General features: G+C 38.4%; 15 protein-coding genes. 6 read left to right on the forward strand and 9 right to left on the reverse strand.

What is annotated here, in order from left to right; all coding sequences use genetic code 11:
• Window positions 1-21 precede the first annotated feature (21 nt).
• A complete protein-coding gene (locus PTET_RS17445) occupies window positions 22-1,632 on the forward strand; it encodes a GMC family oxidoreductase (RefSeq protein ID WP_096039041.1) in 1,611 nt (536 codons plus the stop codon).
• Here PTET_RS17445 and PTET_RS17450 read toward each other — a convergent pair.
• The 3 genes from PTET_RS17450 to PTET_RS17460 all read right to left on the reverse strand — a co-directional run bounded on the left by PTET_RS17450 (window position 1,629) and on the right by PTET_RS17460 (window position 3,330).
• Window positions 1,629-2,438, reverse strand: a complete 810-nt coding sequence (locus PTET_RS17450) for a class I SAM-dependent methyltransferase (RefSeq protein ID WP_096039042.1) — start codon at window positions 2,436-2,438, stop codon at window positions 1,629-1,631. The two genes, PTET_RS17445 and PTET_RS17450, sit on opposite strands and share 4 nt — an antisense overlap.
• 6 nt (window positions 2,439-2,444) lie before the next feature.
• The gene (locus PTET_RS17455) at window positions 2,445-2,843 is read right to left on the reverse strand and encodes a hypothetical protein (protein ID WP_028834167.1); all 399 of its coding nucleotides are present in this window, start codon (window positions 2,841-2,843) and stop codon (window positions 2,445-2,447) included.
• A 67-nt stretch (window positions 2,844-2,910) separates the two neighbouring features.
• Window positions 2,911-3,330, reverse strand: coding sequence for a DUF3429 domain-containing protein (locus tag PTET_RS17460; RefSeq protein WP_013463075.1), 420 nt, complete (start codon window positions 3,328-3,330; stop codon window positions 2,911-2,913).
• 299 nt (window positions 3,331-3,629) lie between these two features.
• Between PTET_RS17460 and ahpC the strand changes: the two genes are divergently transcribed.
• Complete coding sequence (gene ahpC, locus PTET_RS17465; protein ID WP_008115650.1) at window positions 3,630-4,199, forward strand: alkyl hydroperoxide reductase subunit C; 570 nt, start codon at window positions 3,630-3,632, stop codon at window positions 4,197-4,199.
• Between the two features lie 164 nt (window positions 4,200-4,363).
• Window positions 4,364-5,941 carry an alkyl hydroperoxide reductase subunit F gene (gene ahpF, locus PTET_RS17470; RefSeq protein ID WP_096039043.1) on the forward strand — a complete coding sequence of 526 codons (1,578 nt, stop codon included), beginning with the start codon at window positions 4,364-4,366 and terminating at the stop codon, window positions 5,939-5,941.
• Window positions 5,942-6,036: 95 nt separating this feature from the next.
• Here ahpF and PTET_RS17475 read toward each other — a convergent pair whose 3' ends face one another.
• The 4 genes from PTET_RS17475 to PTET_RS17495 form a co-directional block, all read right to left on the reverse strand.
• Window positions 6,037-6,228, reverse strand: coding sequence for a DUF3185 family protein (locus PTET_RS17475; protein ID WP_013463077.1), 192 nt, complete (start codon window positions 6,226-6,228; stop codon window positions 6,037-6,039).
• 48 nt (window positions 6,229-6,276) lie between these two features.
• Window positions 6,277-8,301 carry a hybrid sensor histidine kinase/response regulator gene (locus tag PTET_RS17480; protein ID WP_096039044.1) on the reverse strand — a complete coding sequence of 675 codons (2,025 nt, stop codon included), beginning with the start codon at window positions 8,299-8,301 and terminating at the stop codon, window positions 6,277-6,279.
• Between the two features lie 336 nt (window positions 8,302-8,637).
• Window positions 8,638-9,501, reverse strand: a complete 864-nt coding sequence (locus PTET_RS17490; protein ID WP_407681292.1) for a patatin-like phospholipase family protein — start codon at window positions 9,499-9,501, stop codon at window positions 8,638-8,640.
• 65 nt (window positions 9,502-9,566) lie between these two features.
• On the reverse strand, window positions 9,567-10,541 hold the full coding sequence (locus tag PTET_RS17495; protein WP_096039046.1) for a GlxA family transcriptional regulator: 975 nt from the start codon (window positions 10,539-10,541) through the stop codon (window positions 9,567-9,569).
• A 151-nt stretch (window positions 10,542-10,692) separates the two neighbouring features.
• On the opposite strand from PTET_RS17495, the gene PTET_RS17500 reads away from it, so the two are divergent.
• Window positions 10,693-11,280 (forward strand): cysteine hydrolase family protein, encoded by a 588-nt coding sequence (locus tag PTET_RS17500; RefSeq protein ID WP_033103066.1) that lies wholly within the window; start codon window positions 10,693-10,695, stop codon window positions 11,278-11,280.
• A gap of 120 nt (window positions 11,281-11,400) precedes the next feature.
• Here the strand turns inward: PTET_RS17500 and PTET_RS17505 are convergent, their stop codons facing one another.
• A complete protein-coding gene (locus PTET_RS17505; protein WP_096039047.1) occupies window positions 11,401-12,825 on the reverse strand; it encodes a sensor domain-containing diguanylate cyclase in 1,425 nt (474 codons plus the stop codon).
• Window positions 12,826-13,048: 223 nt separating this feature from the next.
• Here PTET_RS17505 and PTET_RS17510 point away from each other — a divergent pair, with 223 nt between their 5' ends.
• Entirely contained in the window at window positions 13,049-13,942 is an 894-nt protein-coding gene (locus PTET_RS17510) for a cation diffusion facilitator family transporter (protein ID WP_013463085.1), read from the forward strand.
• 42 nt (window positions 13,943-13,984) lie between these two features.
• On the opposite strand, the gene PTET_RS17515 is transcribed toward PTET_RS17510, so the two are convergent.
• Entirely contained in the window at window positions 13,985-18,484 is a 4,500-nt protein-coding gene (locus PTET_RS17515) for an EAL domain-containing protein (RefSeq protein ID WP_096039048.1), read from the reverse strand.
• 159 nt (window positions 18,485-18,643) lie between these two features.
• Here PTET_RS17515 and PTET_RS17520 point away from each other — a divergent pair, with 159 nt between their 5' ends.
• On the forward strand, window positions 18,644-19,198 hold the full coding sequence (locus PTET_RS17520) for an isochorismatase family protein (RefSeq protein ID WP_096039049.1): 555 nt from the start codon (window positions 18,644-18,646) through the stop codon (window positions 19,196-19,198).
• The last annotated feature ends 6 nt before the right edge of the window (window positions 19,199-19,204 follow it).

Genomic DNA, 19,204 nt, shown 5'->3' on the forward strand with positions numbered 1-19,204 from the left:
TTTTTTAATGGGAGATATTTTATGCATACCACCTCATTTGATTACATTGTGATTGGCGCAGGCAGTGCTGGCTGTGTTGTTGCCTCGCGATTATCTGAAAATAAAAATGTGAGTGTGTGTTTAATTGAAGCCGGCGGCCGTGACCAAAGTGCCATGGTGCAAATGCCTGCGGGAGTTGCAGCTAGTGTGCCTTATGGCATTAATAGCTGGCATTACAACACGGTGCCACAAAAAGAGCTTAATAACCGCTGTGGGTTTATGCCCAGAGGTAAAGTGCTTGGTGGTTCAAGTTCAATCAATGCCATGGTGTACATAAGAGGGAATAAAAAAGACTACGACAACTGGGCCGCTATGGGAAATACCGGCTGGGATTATACCAGTTTGCTGCCTTATTTTATCAAAGCTGAAAACAACAAAACCTTTACCAACAGCCCATATCATGGTGTAAATGGCCCCTTACATGTGCAAGAGCTAAGTTTACCAAGCCCAGTTAATCAGCTGTTTTTAAAAGCATGCCAAGAGCAAGGCGTAGCCCTTAATGACGATATTAATGCGCAGCAACAGCTAGGTGCGCGGTTATCGCAGGTCACTCAACATAAAGGGGAGCGTTGCAGTGCGGCAAAAGCGTACTTAACACCTAATTTAGCTCGTAAAAACTTAACCGTGCTCACTGATGCGCAGATAAATAAAATTAATTTTTGCGGGAGAGCTGCAACTGGTGTAACAGTTGCCGTTAATAATAAAAGCTATGTGCTAAATGCCCATAAAGAAGTTATTTTAAGTGCCGGTGCGATTAACTCTCCCCAACTTTTAATGTTATCGGGAGTGGGGCCTGCAGATCATTTAAAGCAGCATAACATTGAGCTTGTAACGCCATTAGAAGGTGTAGGCAGTAATTTGCACGATCACTTAACCGTTGTGCCATTATACAAAGCAAAATATTCGCAAGGCACATTTGGAATAAGTGCCAGCGGTGCGTTTAATATTGCAAAAGGATGCGTTGATTGGTTTGCCAAACGCGAAGGAAAGCTGACCAGTAACTTTGCCGAGTCGCATGCGTTTGTAAACTTATTTACAGATTCTATTGTGCCCGATGTGCAACTTGAATTTGTTATTGGGCTGGTGGACGATCACAGCCGTAAACTGCATTATGGCCATGGATACAGTATTCATAGCAGCATAATGCACCCTAAAAGCCGCGGCACTATTCGTTTAGCGGATGCCAACCCTGTAAGTGCGCCACTCATTGATCCTAATTATTTAAGCCACCCCGATGATTTACAGGTTATGCTACTTGGGCTTAAAAAAACATTGAGCATAATGCAAAGCAAAGCGTTTGATACTATTCGTGCAGATATGGTGTATCCGCTTGATATTAATGATGATGCGCAGCTTATTGAGTTTATTAGGCAAACAGCCGATACAGAATATCACCCCGTAGGAACCTGCAAAATGGGCCAAGACGATATGGCTGTGGTTGATAGCGAATTACGTGTTCACGGTGTGCAAAATTTACGGGTGGTAGACGCCTCTATTATGCCCAGTATTATTACCGGAAATACCAATGCTGGGGTAATAGCAATTGCAGAAAAAGCAGCTGACTTAATAAAGCAAGCTGCACTTTGTGACTAACTTGACTTATAAAACGCTGTTAACCATTGCTGCCAGTCTTGCTCTAGTTTGAGCATTTGCTGGTGCTTTTTAGCGGAAAAATGTTTGTTTTTATCTTCATCCGCTAAAAACGGCCCCACACGACAAAGCGGGCAATAATCATCAGTTAGATAATTAGGGGTTGTTAACATATCACTTAGTTCGGGTAGTGTATTTTCACTAAATACATAAGTAATACCGCTGGTGTCTTTGACGTGTTTGTCACGGTCGACATTGCGAATTTTATAGCCATCAAAGCGACTGATATCGAATGACATTTGTCCTTGATATTGTGCGTTTAAATGGGTATTTAAACTCCCCTCAATATTCCACTCACGATACGGTTTAACATCTTTTGAGGTTATATAGCATAACCCAGGGCCTTGTGGGTTCAAGGCAAACTCATTGGCATATTTTATAAATTGATGCAGTAACGCACGGTTAAGCACGTTCATGCTGTTATTACGTGTATTTTTCTCAAATGCGTCGCGACCAATAAACGCAGGAATAAGTGGAAATTGAAAAATCACTACATCAAAGCTGTTTAGGTGCTCGGCTAGTTGTTGCCAACATTGTGTGTTGGTGACATCAAATTCATTAAGCACATCAATTTTATGTGCTTTAAGTGAGGCAAGCGCGTTATCGGGATATTTTTCTGTAAGAGTTGCAGCTGCATCATAGGTTGAGGCAACTAACTTTTGCGGTTTAATGTGGTTGTAAAGCGCGTTTGAAAACGATAAGTCGCCATCACCTACCGTGAGTATGTTCCAATTTGGGTTTAAATACATATTAAATTATATGTTTTTATTAGTAACAGGCGATGTGTCAGGATGCGGTGTATTAATCAGCTGTTGATGCAACCTATACATAGCTAAACGCGTTTTTAACCCTTCAATGGCAACTTGTTTAAGAATTAAGTTAAAGGTAATCAAAATAGCAAACACAATATGAATAGGGCCATGAGTAAAACCGGCTTGAGGGTCGTAAATGGCTAAGCCAAATAAAACAAACAACACCACCATAAATATTTCAATGAGCTGATTTGAATAAAAAGAAAGACGCCCCTCACTTTTATGATCTTTTTTTATGCTAATAGCGCAAAAAAACGGGATAACTTTAATTTTAAAAGCCGCGTTTTTTTCTACAAAATTCTCACCAAGGTCAGTAAGCTGTTGGCGTAATTGGTCTATCATGGTGTGTCCTCTCAATACAGTGCGCGGATGTTACCCTATTACAGACCAATGGTTAAGCCATGGCGTGTTATTTAGGGTAAATACTCATACCAATAATTAAGATATGACACACAAATACCACTGATGTGAGCACAAAACGCATTTTTTGATAATCTTTATGATAACCCTGCCACTGTATTGTGGCCTTTTCAAAAATCAGTACTAACCAAAAACTCGCGCCTAACCAAGCAAGCATCCACTCAATCGGTAAGAATGATAAAAACGGAATAGGAATGACCGGTAGCACTGCTTTAATCGCATCAGCAAAGCTCTGCTGGCCTGCATGCCATAAGTTACCCGCCATAAACGCTAAAATAGCAATGCTGTAAAAACTAAAAAACTCTAAATTTACACTGTTACTGCCAAACATGAGCGGCCAGCCCACACAGCCTAAAAATGGCAATAAGCCTAAATAGCCAAGTTGAATGTGATTGACGAATTTTTCCATAAATGAAATGCCTTTGAAGGTTGTGTAATGTAAACCACGTTATTGTAGCAAGGATGTGCAGTGTAATCTTATTAAAATCTATATAGCGCAACTGACTATGAGTGGTAGTTGAGTTGTAACTGCTTTAACGCTTAAAAGTAAGCAGTAGATCACTCCTTGGGTTTGCAATCTTAAAAATCGATTGTTTTAATCTAAACAATCAATTTTATTTAATTTCTCAATGGCCTTATTGTATTAATCAAGCCAACGCATACAGCGTTAACTTTTTATAAATACACTAAACATAAATGAGGAATACTATGAGCACTTCATTGATTAACACAAAATTACAACCTTTCAATGCAACAGCTTACCACAATGGTGACTTTGTAGAACTCACTGAAAAAGACGTATTAGGTAAGTGGTCTATCTTTTTCTTTTACCCAGCTGACTTTACGTTTGTATGCCCTACAGAGCTAGGTGACCTTGCAGATCATTACGCACAGTTACAAGAAATGGGCGTTGAAGTTTATTCAGTATCAACAGATACACACTTTACGCACAAAGCATGGCATGACACGTCAGACACAATCGGTAAAATTACTTACCCCATGATTGGTGACCCAACAGGGCGCATTACACGTAACTTTGGTGTAATGATTGAAGATGATGGTTTAGCACTTCGCGGTACATTTGTAATGAACCCTGAGGGCGAAATTAAAGTTGTTGAAACACATGACTTAGGCATTGGTCGTAGTGCTAAAGAGTTAGTTCGTAAAGTGCAAGCAGCCCAATACATTGCAACACACGATGGCGAAGTTTGTCCTGCATCTTGGCAGCCAGGTGAAGACACATTAGCACCTTCACTAGACCTAGTTGGTAAGATTTAAACCTTACCACTAACTAAATTTAGAGTAGAACATGACTCTAATACCAGTGAGCCTGTATAGGTTCACTGGGCACTCTCCCACGCCATCACACGTTTCTAAAATTTCGCACATGCACTGATGGCATGGGAACCTTGCTGTTTTAATTTTCCTTAAGGGGCTAAGCAATGTTAGACAACAACATAAAGAACCAACTAAAAAGCCATTTTGAATCGCTGACTCAGCCTGTTGAGCTGCTTATCGCCTTGGACGACAGCAAAAAATCAACAGAAGTAGAAAGTCTAGCAAACGATTTAGCGTCACTAAGCGATAAGTTTAGTGTAATAAATAATCCCGATACTAGCGCCCGCAGGCCTTCTATGGTGGTGCATTCACCAGAAAAAAACACCCATATTACCTTTGCAGGTGTTCCTATGGGACACGAATTTACTAGTTTAGTGTTAGCGCTATTACATACGGGTGGTCACCCTAGTAAAGCAAGTAAAGATGACATTGAACAAATACAAACACTTGAACAAACACTTAATTTTGAAGTGTATATTAGCTTGAGTTGCCAAACCTGCCCGCAAGTTGTGCAGGCACTTAATACTATGGCAGCAACAAATAGTAATATTAAAGCCACCATGATTGATGGGGCATTATTTCAAGATGAAGTTGAGCAAAGAAACATACTGGCGGTACCCGCTGTTTATTTAAATGGTGAACCTTTTAGCCAAGGGGCCATGAGCCTCACTGATATTTTAAATAAAGTGGATAGCAAAGGTGCACAGCGCCAAGCAGCATCACTCAATGAAAAGTCGGTGTTTGATGTACTTGTCGTCGGTGGTGGGCCAGCTGGTGCTTCGGCAGCTATTTATTCAGCACGTAAAGGGCTCAATACTGGGGTTGTAGCAGAGCGATTTGGCGGTCAAGTTGCTGATACATTAGCGATTGAAAACTTTATTTCAATAAAAGCAACGCAAGGGCCAAAAATGGTGGCTCAGTTGGAAGAACACGTTAAAGAATACGATGTTGATGTTATGCACAACCAACGCGCGGCAAACCTGCAAAAAGGCAGTAATGGGTATGATATTACGCTAGAAAATGGCGCTGTATTAAAAGCAAAATCACTCGTGCTAGCAACCGGTGCACGCTGGCGCGAAATGAATGTACCCGGTGAGCAACAATATAAAGGCCATGGCGTTGCATACTGCCCGCACTGTGATGGGCCTCTATTTAAAGGTAAACCGGTTGCGGTTATTGGTGGTGGTAATTCAGGTATTGAGGCGGCAATTGATTTAGCCAATATAGTTGAACACGTTACTGTACTTGAATTTGCTGATACGTTACGCGCCGATGAGGTACTTATTCGTAAAGCTAATAGCTTAAAAAACATCACTATTATTAAAAACGCCCAAACCACGGAAGTACTTGGTGATGGCAAAAAAGTAACGGGGTTAAGTTATACCGACCGCCTTAGCGGCGAGAGTAAACAGTTGAACTTAGCCGGTATATTTGTACAAATTGGTTTAATACCTAATACCGAATGGTTGAAAGACAGCGAGCTTGAACTGAGCCAATTTGGTGAAATACTCATTGATGCCAAAGGCGCAACATCGTTACAAGGCGTTTATGCTGCAGGTGATGCAACCACTACGCCATTTAAGCAAATTATTATTGCGATGGGGGCGGGCGCAACAGCAAGCCTAGGTGCGTTTGACTATTTAATTCGTCAAACGCCCGATGCAGAGCAAAGCGCTGCTTAATAGTGTTTTAGCTTAAAGTCTCTTGATATAACAGCTCTCACCCATAGCTGTTTGTTCACCCAAGCCGCCCTCTCCAAAGGCGGCTTTTTTGAGCGCTATTTAAGTCGGGTAATACCCACTAAAATACAGACTGCGCCACCAATAAAGCCAAGCCAGGCTTCCATAGGTGTTTCGCCGTTTAATGCGCGGGTAACCTGAGAGGCTGCTGAGTCATAAACGTCATAGCCCCATATTGCCAGTGCGATACCAATAACAATAAGTACAATACCAATAATTTTATTTGTCATAATGATCCTTTGTTTTCTAGTGCAAGTTAATCTGAGCGACACTCGTTATTATAATGTGGCTACGCTCAGCCTTTTTAATGTATTTGTAATTGCTTCTTCTATTGCTGGAAGCTTAAATGGTTTGGCTATAAACATATCCATGCCCGCTTGTTTACAGCTTAGTTTATCTTGGGAAGAAGCATTAGCCGTCAGAGCGACGATATATGTGCTTTTGGGGCTACAAATGTTACTAGATCTTAATTGTTTGGTAGCTTCAAAACCATCAAGTATTGGCATAATACAATCCATAAAAATAAGATCGTAATGCTTTTGTTTGCACTTTAAAATTGCGTCTTGGCCGTCTATGGCAAAGTCTGATTTTATATTAAACTTATCCAGCGCAGCTTCTAATACAAGGCGGTTTATTTCGTTATCATCAACCACCAGTACTGATAATTTGGCACCATGATTATTAATCAATTTAAGACTCGGTGTCTGTATTTGTTGTTTGCCAAGTTCAATCGGGATAGTTAAGGTAAAACACGTACCCACATTAACCTCACTCGTTACTTCAATTTTGCCATTCATAAAACCAACGAGTTCTTTAACAATTGCTAAACCTAATCCGGTGCCGCCTTTATTGTTGTTAGCATCAACCTCTTGGGTAAAAGGCTTAAATAATGAGTTTAAATACGCTTTACTCATGCCGCGACCCGTGTCGGTTATTTTAATGGTAAGTAAAGGGTGTTTTGTGTCTAATGCTAATTGCGAATAGAGAGAAACAGATCCATGCTCTGTAAATTTTAACGCGTTACTTAGTAAATTAGAGACAATTTGGCTTAATCGAGAGGTGTCGCAGTATACCCAAACATCATTAGGAATGAGATTAGTGGCTAGCAGTTCAATGTGTTTATTACTAAACAATACCGAATATAAAGAAACCAAATCGGTAAATACCGTTTTAAGTAGAGAGTGGTGAGGCTCCAGTTTTAACTCACCATGATTTATTTTTGAAAAATCGAGTACTTCATTAATAATACTTAATAAAATGTCAGCACTTCGAAGGGCGACTTTAATTTTTTCTGCCCGCTTGTCATAATCGTGTTCATCAATGAGAGTCGCTAACATTCCCGTAATACCATTAAGCGGGGTTCTAAGCTCATGACTAATTTTGGCAAACAGCATACTTCGGTCTTGGAGGAGTTGTTCTGCAAGTGCTTTTTTTTGTTTTAACTCTTCGCGTAACTTAACGGCTTCAGTTATATCTTGAAAAGTACCAAATAATCGCACACATTTGCCGTTGTTAAACTCGGCCTCTCCAAAAGTCGACACCCAAATATTTTGCTGCTTTGCGGTAACTATTTCCAGCTCTAAATGCCATTTTTCACCCTTAGATACCGCATTTTCTACCGCTTTATTAATGCTATCTCGACTTTTACCCGCTTTATAAAATTCAATGGCTGTTTCCATGTTTGGAGTATAGCCTTCTTCGGCTTGATGAATACGTCGAGTTTGCTGGCTCCAAAAAATGCTATTGTCTATTAGGTCGACTTCCCATGTGCCTATATTTGCAACGCTTTCAAGTTTCAATAAGGTGTCACTATTTTTAGTGAGATTAACTTTATCCTGATTGCGCGCAAATTCTGAGCCCAACCACTGAGCTAATAATTCAATATAATCATAAGCTTCATCGCTAAAAGGGGCGCATTCTTGAGCTGATGAAAAGTTAACAGTTCCAAATACGTCAGTACCTATTCGTATAGGCGCTCCAATATACGCCTCCAATTGGAAATTAATATAGCAAGGATGATTTGCAATACTACTTTGCGACGCATTATGAAACGCCAGTGCAGAGTTGGCCAACAAAGTATGTGTACAATAGGTGCCGTTTAACTCAAACTCAGTACCAATAGCAAGAGAATTGTCAGGGGTAATAGCATGTAAAACAGTGTAAGAATTATTTTTTACGCGGCTGATAATAGCCAAATCGAGCTGAAAAACATCGAGCCCAAAAGCAAGTAAGTCTGCAATTTTTTGATCAAAGCTAAGCTGTTGATCAGAGACTATATTATGAAAGCATCGAAGAAAATTCACAAAAAACCTTAATTTATTTAGTACGTACACAAGAACACAAGCAAGCACTATGCCTAAACATAATCTATTTTTTGACAATAAGCCATTAACACATAATTCCTTACTACATTAACTCGCGGGTTTAAAAATTAATAGCTTGAATTAGATGTAAATTCAGGTTGTATCACTATGTAGTTCTTCTGAGTCCACGCTGTTTATTAATAACCCTTCTTGTATTACCTGTGTATGCTCAAGCACGTTGAGTAACGTTCACCATAAACATATTTTATAATTTCAATAGCTTTGGGTGTATGAGTAAATGCAATTTTGACTTCGGGCAATCTGTTTGGAATGGTTTTATCGCTCATAACCATTGCTACCAAATCTAGGGTTATCCAAGTAACTTTTAGCTTCACTTATGCCCATTTGATAGCCTGAATTGAGTATAGCTCGATTTTTAGTGGTGCGGCCGACTTTAAACCCTGTTGGTGGTGCAATAATATTTATTTTGCAATCTGACGGAGCATTGTGCAAAAAATCAATACTGTCATTATAATTTTTAGAACGCTGTATGGCGGCCTCTGCAAGCGCTGGGCTCTGTTTATAGAGTTGTTTAGTTAACCACGGTACTTTGTTGTCTTTTTTACGATAGCCTAAAGGTTGGGAGAGGATAACTGTTATTTCTGATGCACCCATTTCATAGGCTTTTTTTACCGGAATAGAATCGGCAACGCCACCATCGGTCATTGCGATCCCGTTTATTGTTGGGTAATCCCGATAAGCGATTGGGATGGCGCAAGAGGCTTTTAATTGCTCAACCATTTCATTGCCCGTTGCTTGCAAATAGTGAGCTTTACCTGAATCTATTGCCGTTGCAACAATATAAAAATCGTAAGGAGATTGCGAGAATTCGTCGGTATTCAAGGGGATTTCACGAACTGTTTCTTGCCACAGCCAATCTAAATCAAATAGATGGCCGCCTTTGATAAAACGTGCGAGATTAATAAATTCTGGCCTGCAGGAGTAATCGGTGATCACTTTGTAGTTGCGTGTTGGCTGCTTACATAAATAGGCTGCCACATTTGTAGCACCAGCTGATACTCCAAAATACCGATTAAAGGGTTGATATTCTTGCTCTAAAAACTCATCAAGTACACCTGCAGCAAAAACACCGCGCATTGCACCACCTTCAACGACTAACGTATGATTATTGTTCGTCATGCTCATTTCCATCCTTTGATAATACCCCATGCTAACAAGTGATTTGCGTATGTGCGAGTAACTTTTTATTGCGGATCGCTACTTTTAAATTGCTTTCTGTAAGCGGAAGGTGAAATAGAGAAAGCGGCTAAAAACTGTTGTCGAAAGCTAACACTCGATGAAAACCCAGATTGATTAGCAATTCTATCTATATTGTGGTTACTTGTTTCTAATAGCTGCTGCGCGATGGTTAGACGTTGACTCAGCAGCCATTGTGTAAATGTAGTGCCCATTGCTTTTTTAAAAAGTCGAGAAAAATTACGGCGACTCATACTTGCTTTACTGGCGAGTTCATCGATTGTTAAAGGTTTAGTTAAATTTTTTAGTGCCCAAGTGATAGCCGGCTCTAAACGGTTACTATCGATGTGTCGAGGAATGGGTTTTTCTATGTACTGTACTTGTCCTCCACTGCGGTGAGGCGCCACAACCATGCGTCTGGCCACGCTGTTGGCAATATCTGCGCCGTGATCACGACGTAATAAATGTAGGCAACAATCAATTGCGGCAGCGGCGCCTGCTGAGGTAAAAACATTTCCTTCATCAATGTACAGTACATCGTTATCAAAGTTTACTTTTGGGTATTTTTTTGCGAAGTCGTTAGCCCATACCCAGTGGGTTGATGCTGTTTTGCCATCCAATATACCTGCTTCAGCAAGCACAAAAGCGCCTAAACATAAACCTACCATTCTTGCTCCACGAGCATGTGCACGGCGAAGTGCATTAAGTAAAGCTGTTGAGGCGGGTATATCAGGATCGCACCACGCGGGTACGATGACAGTATCAGCAGTTTCAAGTATTGACAGGTCTTGTTTTATTTCTATGGGAAAGCCAGAAAGTGTTGGCACCAGACCTACCGTTTCTGTACATACTGTGACTTTATATGGACGAGCGCCCACGCGGTCTAAGTCTTCACCAAAAATACTACACGGAATAGATAGGTGAAATAAACTGATATTGTTATAAGCAACAATCGCAACGGTATGTTCACAGAGTAATGTCATTTTGGCCTAATATCATCGACTACCGTCCTTTAGGACACTATTTGCAACCGACTATAAAGTATAAGCTGTCACGGTGCAAACGCAGCAACACGGCTGTCACAGCCGTGATAGCTTATAAACTTAAATTTAACTCGGTATTAAAGGATAAATTATGACGACGACACTTCGTGAACTTAATGGGCTTGACTCAACACCCGCTTCACTTACAAACGCCACACTTATATTTGTTGATTATCAAAATACTTATACACAAGGTGTTATGGAGTTAGAAGGGTGGCAAGATGCTCTTAATAATGCGGCAATTTTACTGGCTGATGCACGTGCTGCTGGTTCTAAAATTATTCATATTATGCATGATGGTGGTGAAGGCTCGCCTTACGATATTAATGCTGAAATAGGCCAAATACACTCAAGTGTCGCGCCAATTGCGGATGAAAAAGTTATCGTTAAAACAGCTCCCGATAGTTTTGTAGGAACAGACTTAGGCGAACAAGTAGATGTAATTGGTAATAATAAATTGATCATTGTTGGGTTTATGACCCACATGTGTGTGACATTTACAGCGCAAGGTGCATTTTTAAGAGGTAACCACGCAACGGTAGTCGCTGACGCGTGCGCTACAAGACCATTACAAACTTCAGTGAGTGATGTGTTGGCATCTGATCTACATAAAAGTGCCTTAGCAACCATTAATGACTTATATGGCGTGGTTATCCCAAGTGCTGATGACTTAAGCTAATAAAGTGTTTTTAATTTATAAATTTAAATGGGCAATTTATTGTTCATTTAAATAGCACAAAGTGGTTATTAATATAATGATATGACTTTCATTGTGAAAAGAGTAATTTATGATTGTTTATTATTCAAAAATACATATTTGATTTCTGCCAGCTTTCTTTGCTTTATATAAAGCAATGTCAGCGCTTTTTATTAGGGTTTCTGTGTGTGTATCTGCATTTGGATAGCTACAAAAGCAACCAAAGCTAAGTGTTATGTAAGGGGCAATAGGAGAGAACTCATGCGTAATATTCAATGCTTTTATTTTTTGCTCAATTAACAAAGCAAATTTATGGCATTGCTCTATATTCGTAGCAGGTAAAATGATTGCGAATTCTTCACCGCCATAGCGAGCTGCTATGTCACCCTCACGCTTACATAAACTTTTTAAAGCACTAGCAACGTGTTTTAACGTTTCATCGCCTTTGTGGTGGCCATAATTGTCGTTATAGCGCTTAAAAAAGTCGATATCACACATAATTAAACTAATTGGTTGGTGCTGTCTTGCAGAGCGTTTAATTTCGCTCTTTAGGGAAGTATCAAAAAATCGGCGGTTGGCAATGTCAGTAAGTGCATCGGTGTTTGCTAACTTATTTAATTTTGTATTAGCGTTAATTAATTGTTCTTGGGCTAACTGCAGCTTTTTTTTATAGTTTATGTTTTTGAGTGCGTTATTAATAATTTCGCCTACGAGCTTGATTCTTATTAAATCTATTTTGCTCCAGTGGCGTTTTGTGTTAACACAGTCACAGCCAATAAAACCAACAAGCTCTTTGTCAAAGCGCAGGCCAACACATAAGACAGACTGAATACTCTGCGCTTCAAACTCTGCTTTTTCTGAATTCGCTTCCGGTGGTAACTGAGCAACATCATTAACTTTAAATAGGTGTGTTAAGTTCATTACATCAAAAAAGTAGGGTAGTTCGGCTTTAGGGACGTTTTGCAACCTATCTTTGTAGGCAGTTATGCCGGTGTTCACCCATTCATGCGTATTGGTTAAAGTTTCACTATCGGTATTAAATTCAAATAAGTAGCTTCTATCTGCTTTACAAACGGTGCCTATGGCTTTGAGTGCAAAGTTAATTTGTTGATCAATATTGTCATTTTGAATATCAATTAGTTTGGTGGATATTTTTGAAATAATATGGTCAAAATTATATTGCTCTGCATGACTATGGTCTTGCTCTAAAGTGATCATAGAAACAGAGTCATCAATGATTGAGTGGTTCACATTTAAAAGCTGAGGCGTGAATTCACACTCTAATAAAACAGCTGTTATAGTAGATGTGAATAATTGCTCAACGGTAACAACCGTATCATCATTAAAGTCGCGAAGCGTAATACTGTTAAAAACATCGCTGCTAAGCGCGTCGTCACTATTTATGTTAAGTAACGTTTTGGCATGTTGGTTTAAGATGTAATTATGTGTTTTATTGTCATAAACAATCACCGCTAAATTAATTAGATTAAAAACCTGCCAAATTGTATTGTTTGAGTCATGGCTCACTGGTTTCTCCGCATTAAAATATGAAAACTACCCATATTTATGAATTAATTATTATTTTTGTATCTGCTTAGTTATTTTTAGTACAGTTTTTTGTATTTTACTAAGTTTTTAGTGCGTTTATTTGGCCTACGTATTACAATTGTGACTGTATATCATTACGTATTTCCCAATTTGCTTTATTTCATAAGCTTACTTTATTTTTAGTGAAGGTCTATTATATTTCATGACAGAAATAACCACACATCACGCTTCTCGTCGCCGTTTGTTAATTGCACTTGCAATTACCTGCTCATTTATGGTGATTCAATTAGTGGGTGCGTATTACGCAAACTCACTTGCAGTACTTGCTGATGCAGGGCATTTGTTTGTTCATAATAGCTCTTTGTTCATTGCTCTCATTGCGTCTAGCTTTGCTATTCATTTAGCTAAAACCTATAACGATGGCCATCAAAAAGCAGAGCTAATAGGGGGGTTGATCAACGGCGTTTTATACCTAGCCATTAGTTCACTTATTTTATATGAGGGCACTGAGCGCTTTATGCATCATAAAGGGGGACATGAGCTGGTTATTAATAGTTACTTAATGTCGGTAATTGCTGCTATTGGTTTTTTATTTCATGGCGCAGCGGCATGGGTGCTTTATAAAGGCCGTAAGGCGAGCATTAATGTGTATGCCGTGTTTTTACACTCGTTTTTTGATTTAATATCAACGGTTTCTACTTTTGCTGCTGGTGTACTTATATACATAACAGGCTGGAATGTAATTGATATTTTATCGAGCATGTTAATTGCGTCTTTTGTCTTGTTTACCGGTATTAAGGTCATTATTAGCTGTCTCAAGGGGTTGCGTTCAAATAAAGCTAAGTTACCTAAAGTGGCCGATATTGAAACAGAAATAACCACCATGGAACATGTTGCAAATGTGCACAATGTCACTGTTGTTCGTAAAAACAAAAAGGTTATTGTTGGTGCTCATGTTGTGCTAAAACAACACTGTACTATAGAAAAACATGATGAAGAGTGCCGCTTAAAGGTAATTAAACTGCTTGCAGATAAATTTAATGTGCGCAACAGCGTATTACAAATAGAAAGCTACGAATGCAAGCACATACACTAATGCGTTAAACCTAAAAGCGACTTAACTAAGTCGCTTTTAGTTTCATATCAAATCAATAATTTTTTCGAAGCACTCCGGGCTCATTAAATCGTTAGCACTCATAGGGCGAGCAAGGTAGTAACCTTGTAGCTGATGACAGCCAATATTTTTTAAAAATTCTAGCTGCTCCCGCGTCTCTACCCCTTCTGCAATACAATATAACTCTAAGTTTTCAGCGAGTGAGTAAATCGTTTTAATAATAGATTCATCCCCTTTATCAATACCAATACTATTAACAAAGCTTTGATCTATTTTTATCACATTAATTGGAAATTGACTCAAATAAGTTAACGATGAATAGCCAGTGCCAAAATCATCAAGAAACAGTTTGAACCCAGCAGTCTGTAAGCTTTTTAGTTGCATAGCTGCTTTGTATTTATCTTCTAATAGCGTGTTTTCTGTAATTTCTAAACGAAGTTGTTGTGGTTTTATCTGTGCTTTTTCTAGTATGGAGCTGAGCTGCTGCGTTATGTTGGCTTTTAAAATATGTTTTGGAGACAAATTTAACGATATGTAAAACAACGGGTTAATGTTCAAAAGTGGAGCAAGCTCAGTAATTGCACGCTGTAATGCTTGCTCAGTTAGCATATCAATTAAGCCAGTCTCTTCAGCAATAGGTATAAATAAAGCGGGAGAAACCGGTTTGCCTTGGTTTTCCCAGCGCATGAGTAATTCAACCCCACTTATTGTTTTATCTAGTGTATTAACAATAGGTTGATAGTGATTAAAAAACAGATTGTCCCTAGCAGCATCTTTTAAGTCGTTTTCAAGAATAAGCTTTTGTTTAATTTGCTCATTCATTTTTTCATTAAAAAACTGAAATCCATTTCTGCCTGCTTGTTTAGCATGCATCATGGCAATATCTGCGTTACGTATGAGGGCATCGGTCGATGTTGCATCGTATGGGTACAATGCAATACCAATACTGGCTGATATATTAATAGCGAAGTCTTCAATAATAACCTTGTTAGCCAGCTCTTTGCTCATTTCGTTGAGAGTGTGTTGTAAAGAGGCCATTGAGGTAACGTTTTCAACTAACACTAAAAATTCATCACCACTTTGGCGGCCAAATGTAGCGTCATCACCTAAGTATTGGCTCACTCGCTCGGTAATATTGCACAATAGTTTGTCACCCACTGCATGGCCAAAAGAGTCATTGACGGGTTTAAATTTATCTAAATCTATAAATATAACAGCGCATTGCGAATCGTCTTTAGCGGCGCTTGTAATGGCATTTTCGATTTTTTGATTCATTAAACTACGATTAGGTAAGCCCGTTAACGCATCGTAATTAGCAAGGTAGCGTAACTCATTTTCAGCGCGTTTCTGCTCTGTTAAATCGGTAATAACAATAACATAATAACTGACTTTATCTTTTTCATTAGCAACGGCTGTGGCACTTAAATGAATAGGGTGTTTTTCAGCTTTTGTGGTCTTTACATAAGCATTTGTTCGCCAGTTTTCTTTTGGTTTAAGTGCTTTTAAAATTGTTGCAAACTCTCTACACTTAGCTTGACCAATGGCATTAATAAATAATTTTGAGGTAACAATCCCCTCTCTGCCTTCATCAGAAAACACATCCATAAAGCTGTTATTGGCTGAAAATGGCACGAGGTCTTCATCTAAAATAAGTAAAAAGTCATTTATTTGACTAAATGCTTCGCCTAATATTTTGGCTTGTTGTTCGTTTGCCAGCTGCTCGGTAATATTAGTAAAAATACCCGACACATAAAGAGGCTCTTTAGTGTCTTCATTATAAATAGTTTGCCCCAAATCATGAAACCATAACCAGTGCCCATCTTTGTGCCGTAAACGATAAGTAGCTTGCCAATGTTTTTGCTTAGTTTGGTTTGTAAAAGTATTCCATTTACTTTGTAGCCTGCGACGCTCATCAGGATGCATAATATTAAAAAAACTACTTATATCGATGCGTTCAGGTAAGTTCTCGTAGCCAAGCTCTGCGCCTCTATCTGTATTTACTGAGTTATCTGCAAAGCTATAGTTCCATACACCGCTTTTATTACTTTTTAGTGCCAGCTCAGTTTGTGTTTTAGAGTGCACAGCGGCGCGGTGAGCTTGTTCAATTGCAATTTTACGGCTTCGGTATTGCCAGAAAAATAAAAACAAAATAACAACAATAGCAATAAAATATAAAGTATATGCAATAGGAGACTGCCAAGGGGCGTAAGCTACACTAAATTTTAACTGTATGGGGTCACTTGTGATCACCCCATTTCGCTGTTGAGTAGACACAGACAAAATATAATCACCAGGTTGTAATTTAGTAAAAAACACCTGGTTAGATTTTAAATCGTTGTAGCTCAAAGACGAAGGGCCTGTAAGCTCAACTTTGTAGTAGGTTTTATTAATATTTTTATAATCAAAATTTGAAAACCGAACCGTTAAGCCCATATCGTCGTGCTTAAGCATTAATGGATCAGTGCTGTATTTTGAAGGGGAGTAATTAAGGGCTTGTGAAAACAAACTAATATTAGTAATTGCTAAGTTATTATTGATTTTTCGCTGTTCATTATCAAATTGCTCTGGGTCAAACATTAGCACGCCGCTACGGTTACCAAACGCTAACTCGTTGTTGTGTAACCTTAATGCTGCTAGTGCTGTAAAGTGATTGTTACTTAAGCCATCTTTTATTGTGTACGTGGTGATGTTAAGCGTATCTAAATTAAGTTGATAAAGACCGTTATCAGTACTTATCCATAAAAAGTCTTTATTATCTGCAATAAGTTTAAAAATAGAGTTAGTATTTAATGAGTTGTGTTTATCAAATACATGCACTTGCTGATATGTTTTAGCGTTTACTGCAATTAAGCCTTCTTGGGTGGTGGCTAACCACAGCAGCCCTCGCTTAGCATCGTAATAATAATTCTCTACTGTATGGTAAAGATTGTTTTTTGCTGTTTTAGATTTAAAAATAGTAATTAAAGTCGCTGTTTCTTCGTTGTATCGATAAAGTGTGTCAGAGGTACTTAACAGTAATTCGCCAGGGAAAGCCTCAGAGGGAGTATGAAACGTATATGCAAGCATAGGCGATACCTGCTCTTTTAGTCCATTAATAACTCGGTTTTCGCCTGTGTTACCATTAAATATATAAAAGTTATCATTGTTAATATAAGCAAAAGTATCGGGTGCAACTTGTGCAATGCCGAACGTATAGTCGGTATTTAACTTGTACTGAGTAATGTATTTGTTTTTTTCAAATGTTGTTGTTTCTTTATTAAAGAGATCGAGCCCGGAAAAAGTTGCTAGCCATAGGTAGTTATCGCCTTTGCCATATGCAGGGAAAATATCACCTATAGCCGATAGGCCATAGACCGCTTTGCTATCTTTAGATTGTAGATATAAGTCACTCTTTTGGGTTTCTAAGTTATACTGAACAAGCCCATCGTCAGTGCCTATCCACAGTAATTTACTATTATCTTGGTAAATAGTGTTTACAATATTATTTTCAGGTAAGGTTATTTTTTTAAACTTTTTTGTTTGTGCTGCCCAAGTAAATATTCCATGTGTTCTAGAACCTAACCAAAGTAAGCCCGACTCATCAAACATAATATCGTTTATCGTGTTCTCTGTTACGTTGTAGTTACTATCTTTGAAGTTTAAAATAGGGCTAATGCTTGTGTTTTTTCTATCGAATTCAAATAACCCACTTTCTGTGGCAATAAACTCACCATACGGTGTGTTTATATAATCCCAAATATTATAGTCACTTATCAAAGTTGTTAATGCTGAAGGGTTTATATTTTTAATTTCATCAAAAGCAATCCGATACATTCCTTCAACCGTACCAATTAACAAACCGAGCTCATCATCTATGGATAAAAATTTAACATTGTTGCTATCATTTGTAACTTCTTGAATGTCGTTAAGTGTTATTTGTTGTAGGTCGTTATTGGCAAAGTTATAAACATATAGCCCCTGATCGGCACCAATATACAATGTGTTTTGGTATAATGATAATGCTCTAATAAACATATTTTCATCGGGCAAAGATGAGATGAGTGTTAGATCTTTTGATGTTTTACCATATCGGTAGATGTGCGAATCAATAGAAAAATAAAAATGCGCCGGTTGTTCAGCAACAGCTTGAACAGGAGAGAACTTTTCTTGATTTTGGTTTAAGTGCCCTGAATATATTAGCTCTGCTTGCAAGGTATTAGGGTTAATCAAATAACTTCCAGCAAGTTGAGTATTAACCAGAATTTGGCCGTCAATTGCTTTATAAATACTATTAATGTAGTTATTTTTTAAACCCAATTCGCTCTCGTAAGGCGTGACTTGGTATCCGTCGAATCGGTATAAACCTTCAGTTGTAGCAATCCATACATAGCCCATGTCATCTTGGAGTGATTTCACTATAAAGCTTTGCGACAATTGTTCGTTGTTAGTGACACGTTGTAATTGTTCTGAATAAGTTTGTGAAGCAAAACTATGCTGCGAGCAAACAAATATAAACATATAAACAATAAAGAAAAACTTACTCAAAAGCACTTACCCTTACAACGAACAAGGTTGATATTAAATGTTGGCGTAATATAACATGAGTTTAATCCAAAAATTACAAAAAGCATTAAATGTAAACTGTTTGTTGTTTTTTTTGTTGTTTTTTACAAGGTTAATCTAGTTATAACGTAAGGACATAGTATGAATTACGCAGGAAATATTAGAGCAGAGCACAGTATACTTTTAGTTATCGACTTACAAAGTAAGTTAGCACCAGCGATTGCTTCGTTTAATGGCACGCTAGATTGTGCTCTGCAGTTAGCAAAAGCAAGTGCTATTCATCAAATTCCTTCAATAATTACAGAACATTATAAAAAAGGACTAGGTGAAAGTGATAAGAAAATAAAATCTGTGTTACCTAATGCTCGCTATTTTGAAAAAATTAACTTTAGTGCCTGTGCACAAGAGGGGTTTTTAGATACTCTTGCGCAATTAAATCGCCCACATATAGTTGTAATTGGCACTGAAGCGCACGTTTGTGTGTTACAAACATGCTTAGATTTATTACAGCAGGGGTATGCGGTCACTGTGGCAGCTGATGCAGTAGCATCAAGAAACACAGAGCACAAAGCTATTGCACTAGAACAGCTTCGTCAAGCCGGTGCTATAGTCTCTTGTGTAGAGACCATCATATTTCAATGGACAACAAAAGCAGGGACGTCTACCTTTAAACAAATACTACCAATTGTTAAGTAGCGCATT

Origin of the sequence: Pseudoalteromonas tetraodonis (genome assembly GCF_002310835.1) — a bacterium.
GTDB lineage: Bacteria > Pseudomonadota > Gammaproteobacteria > Enterobacterales > Alteromonadaceae > Pseudoalteromonas > Pseudoalteromonas tetraodonis.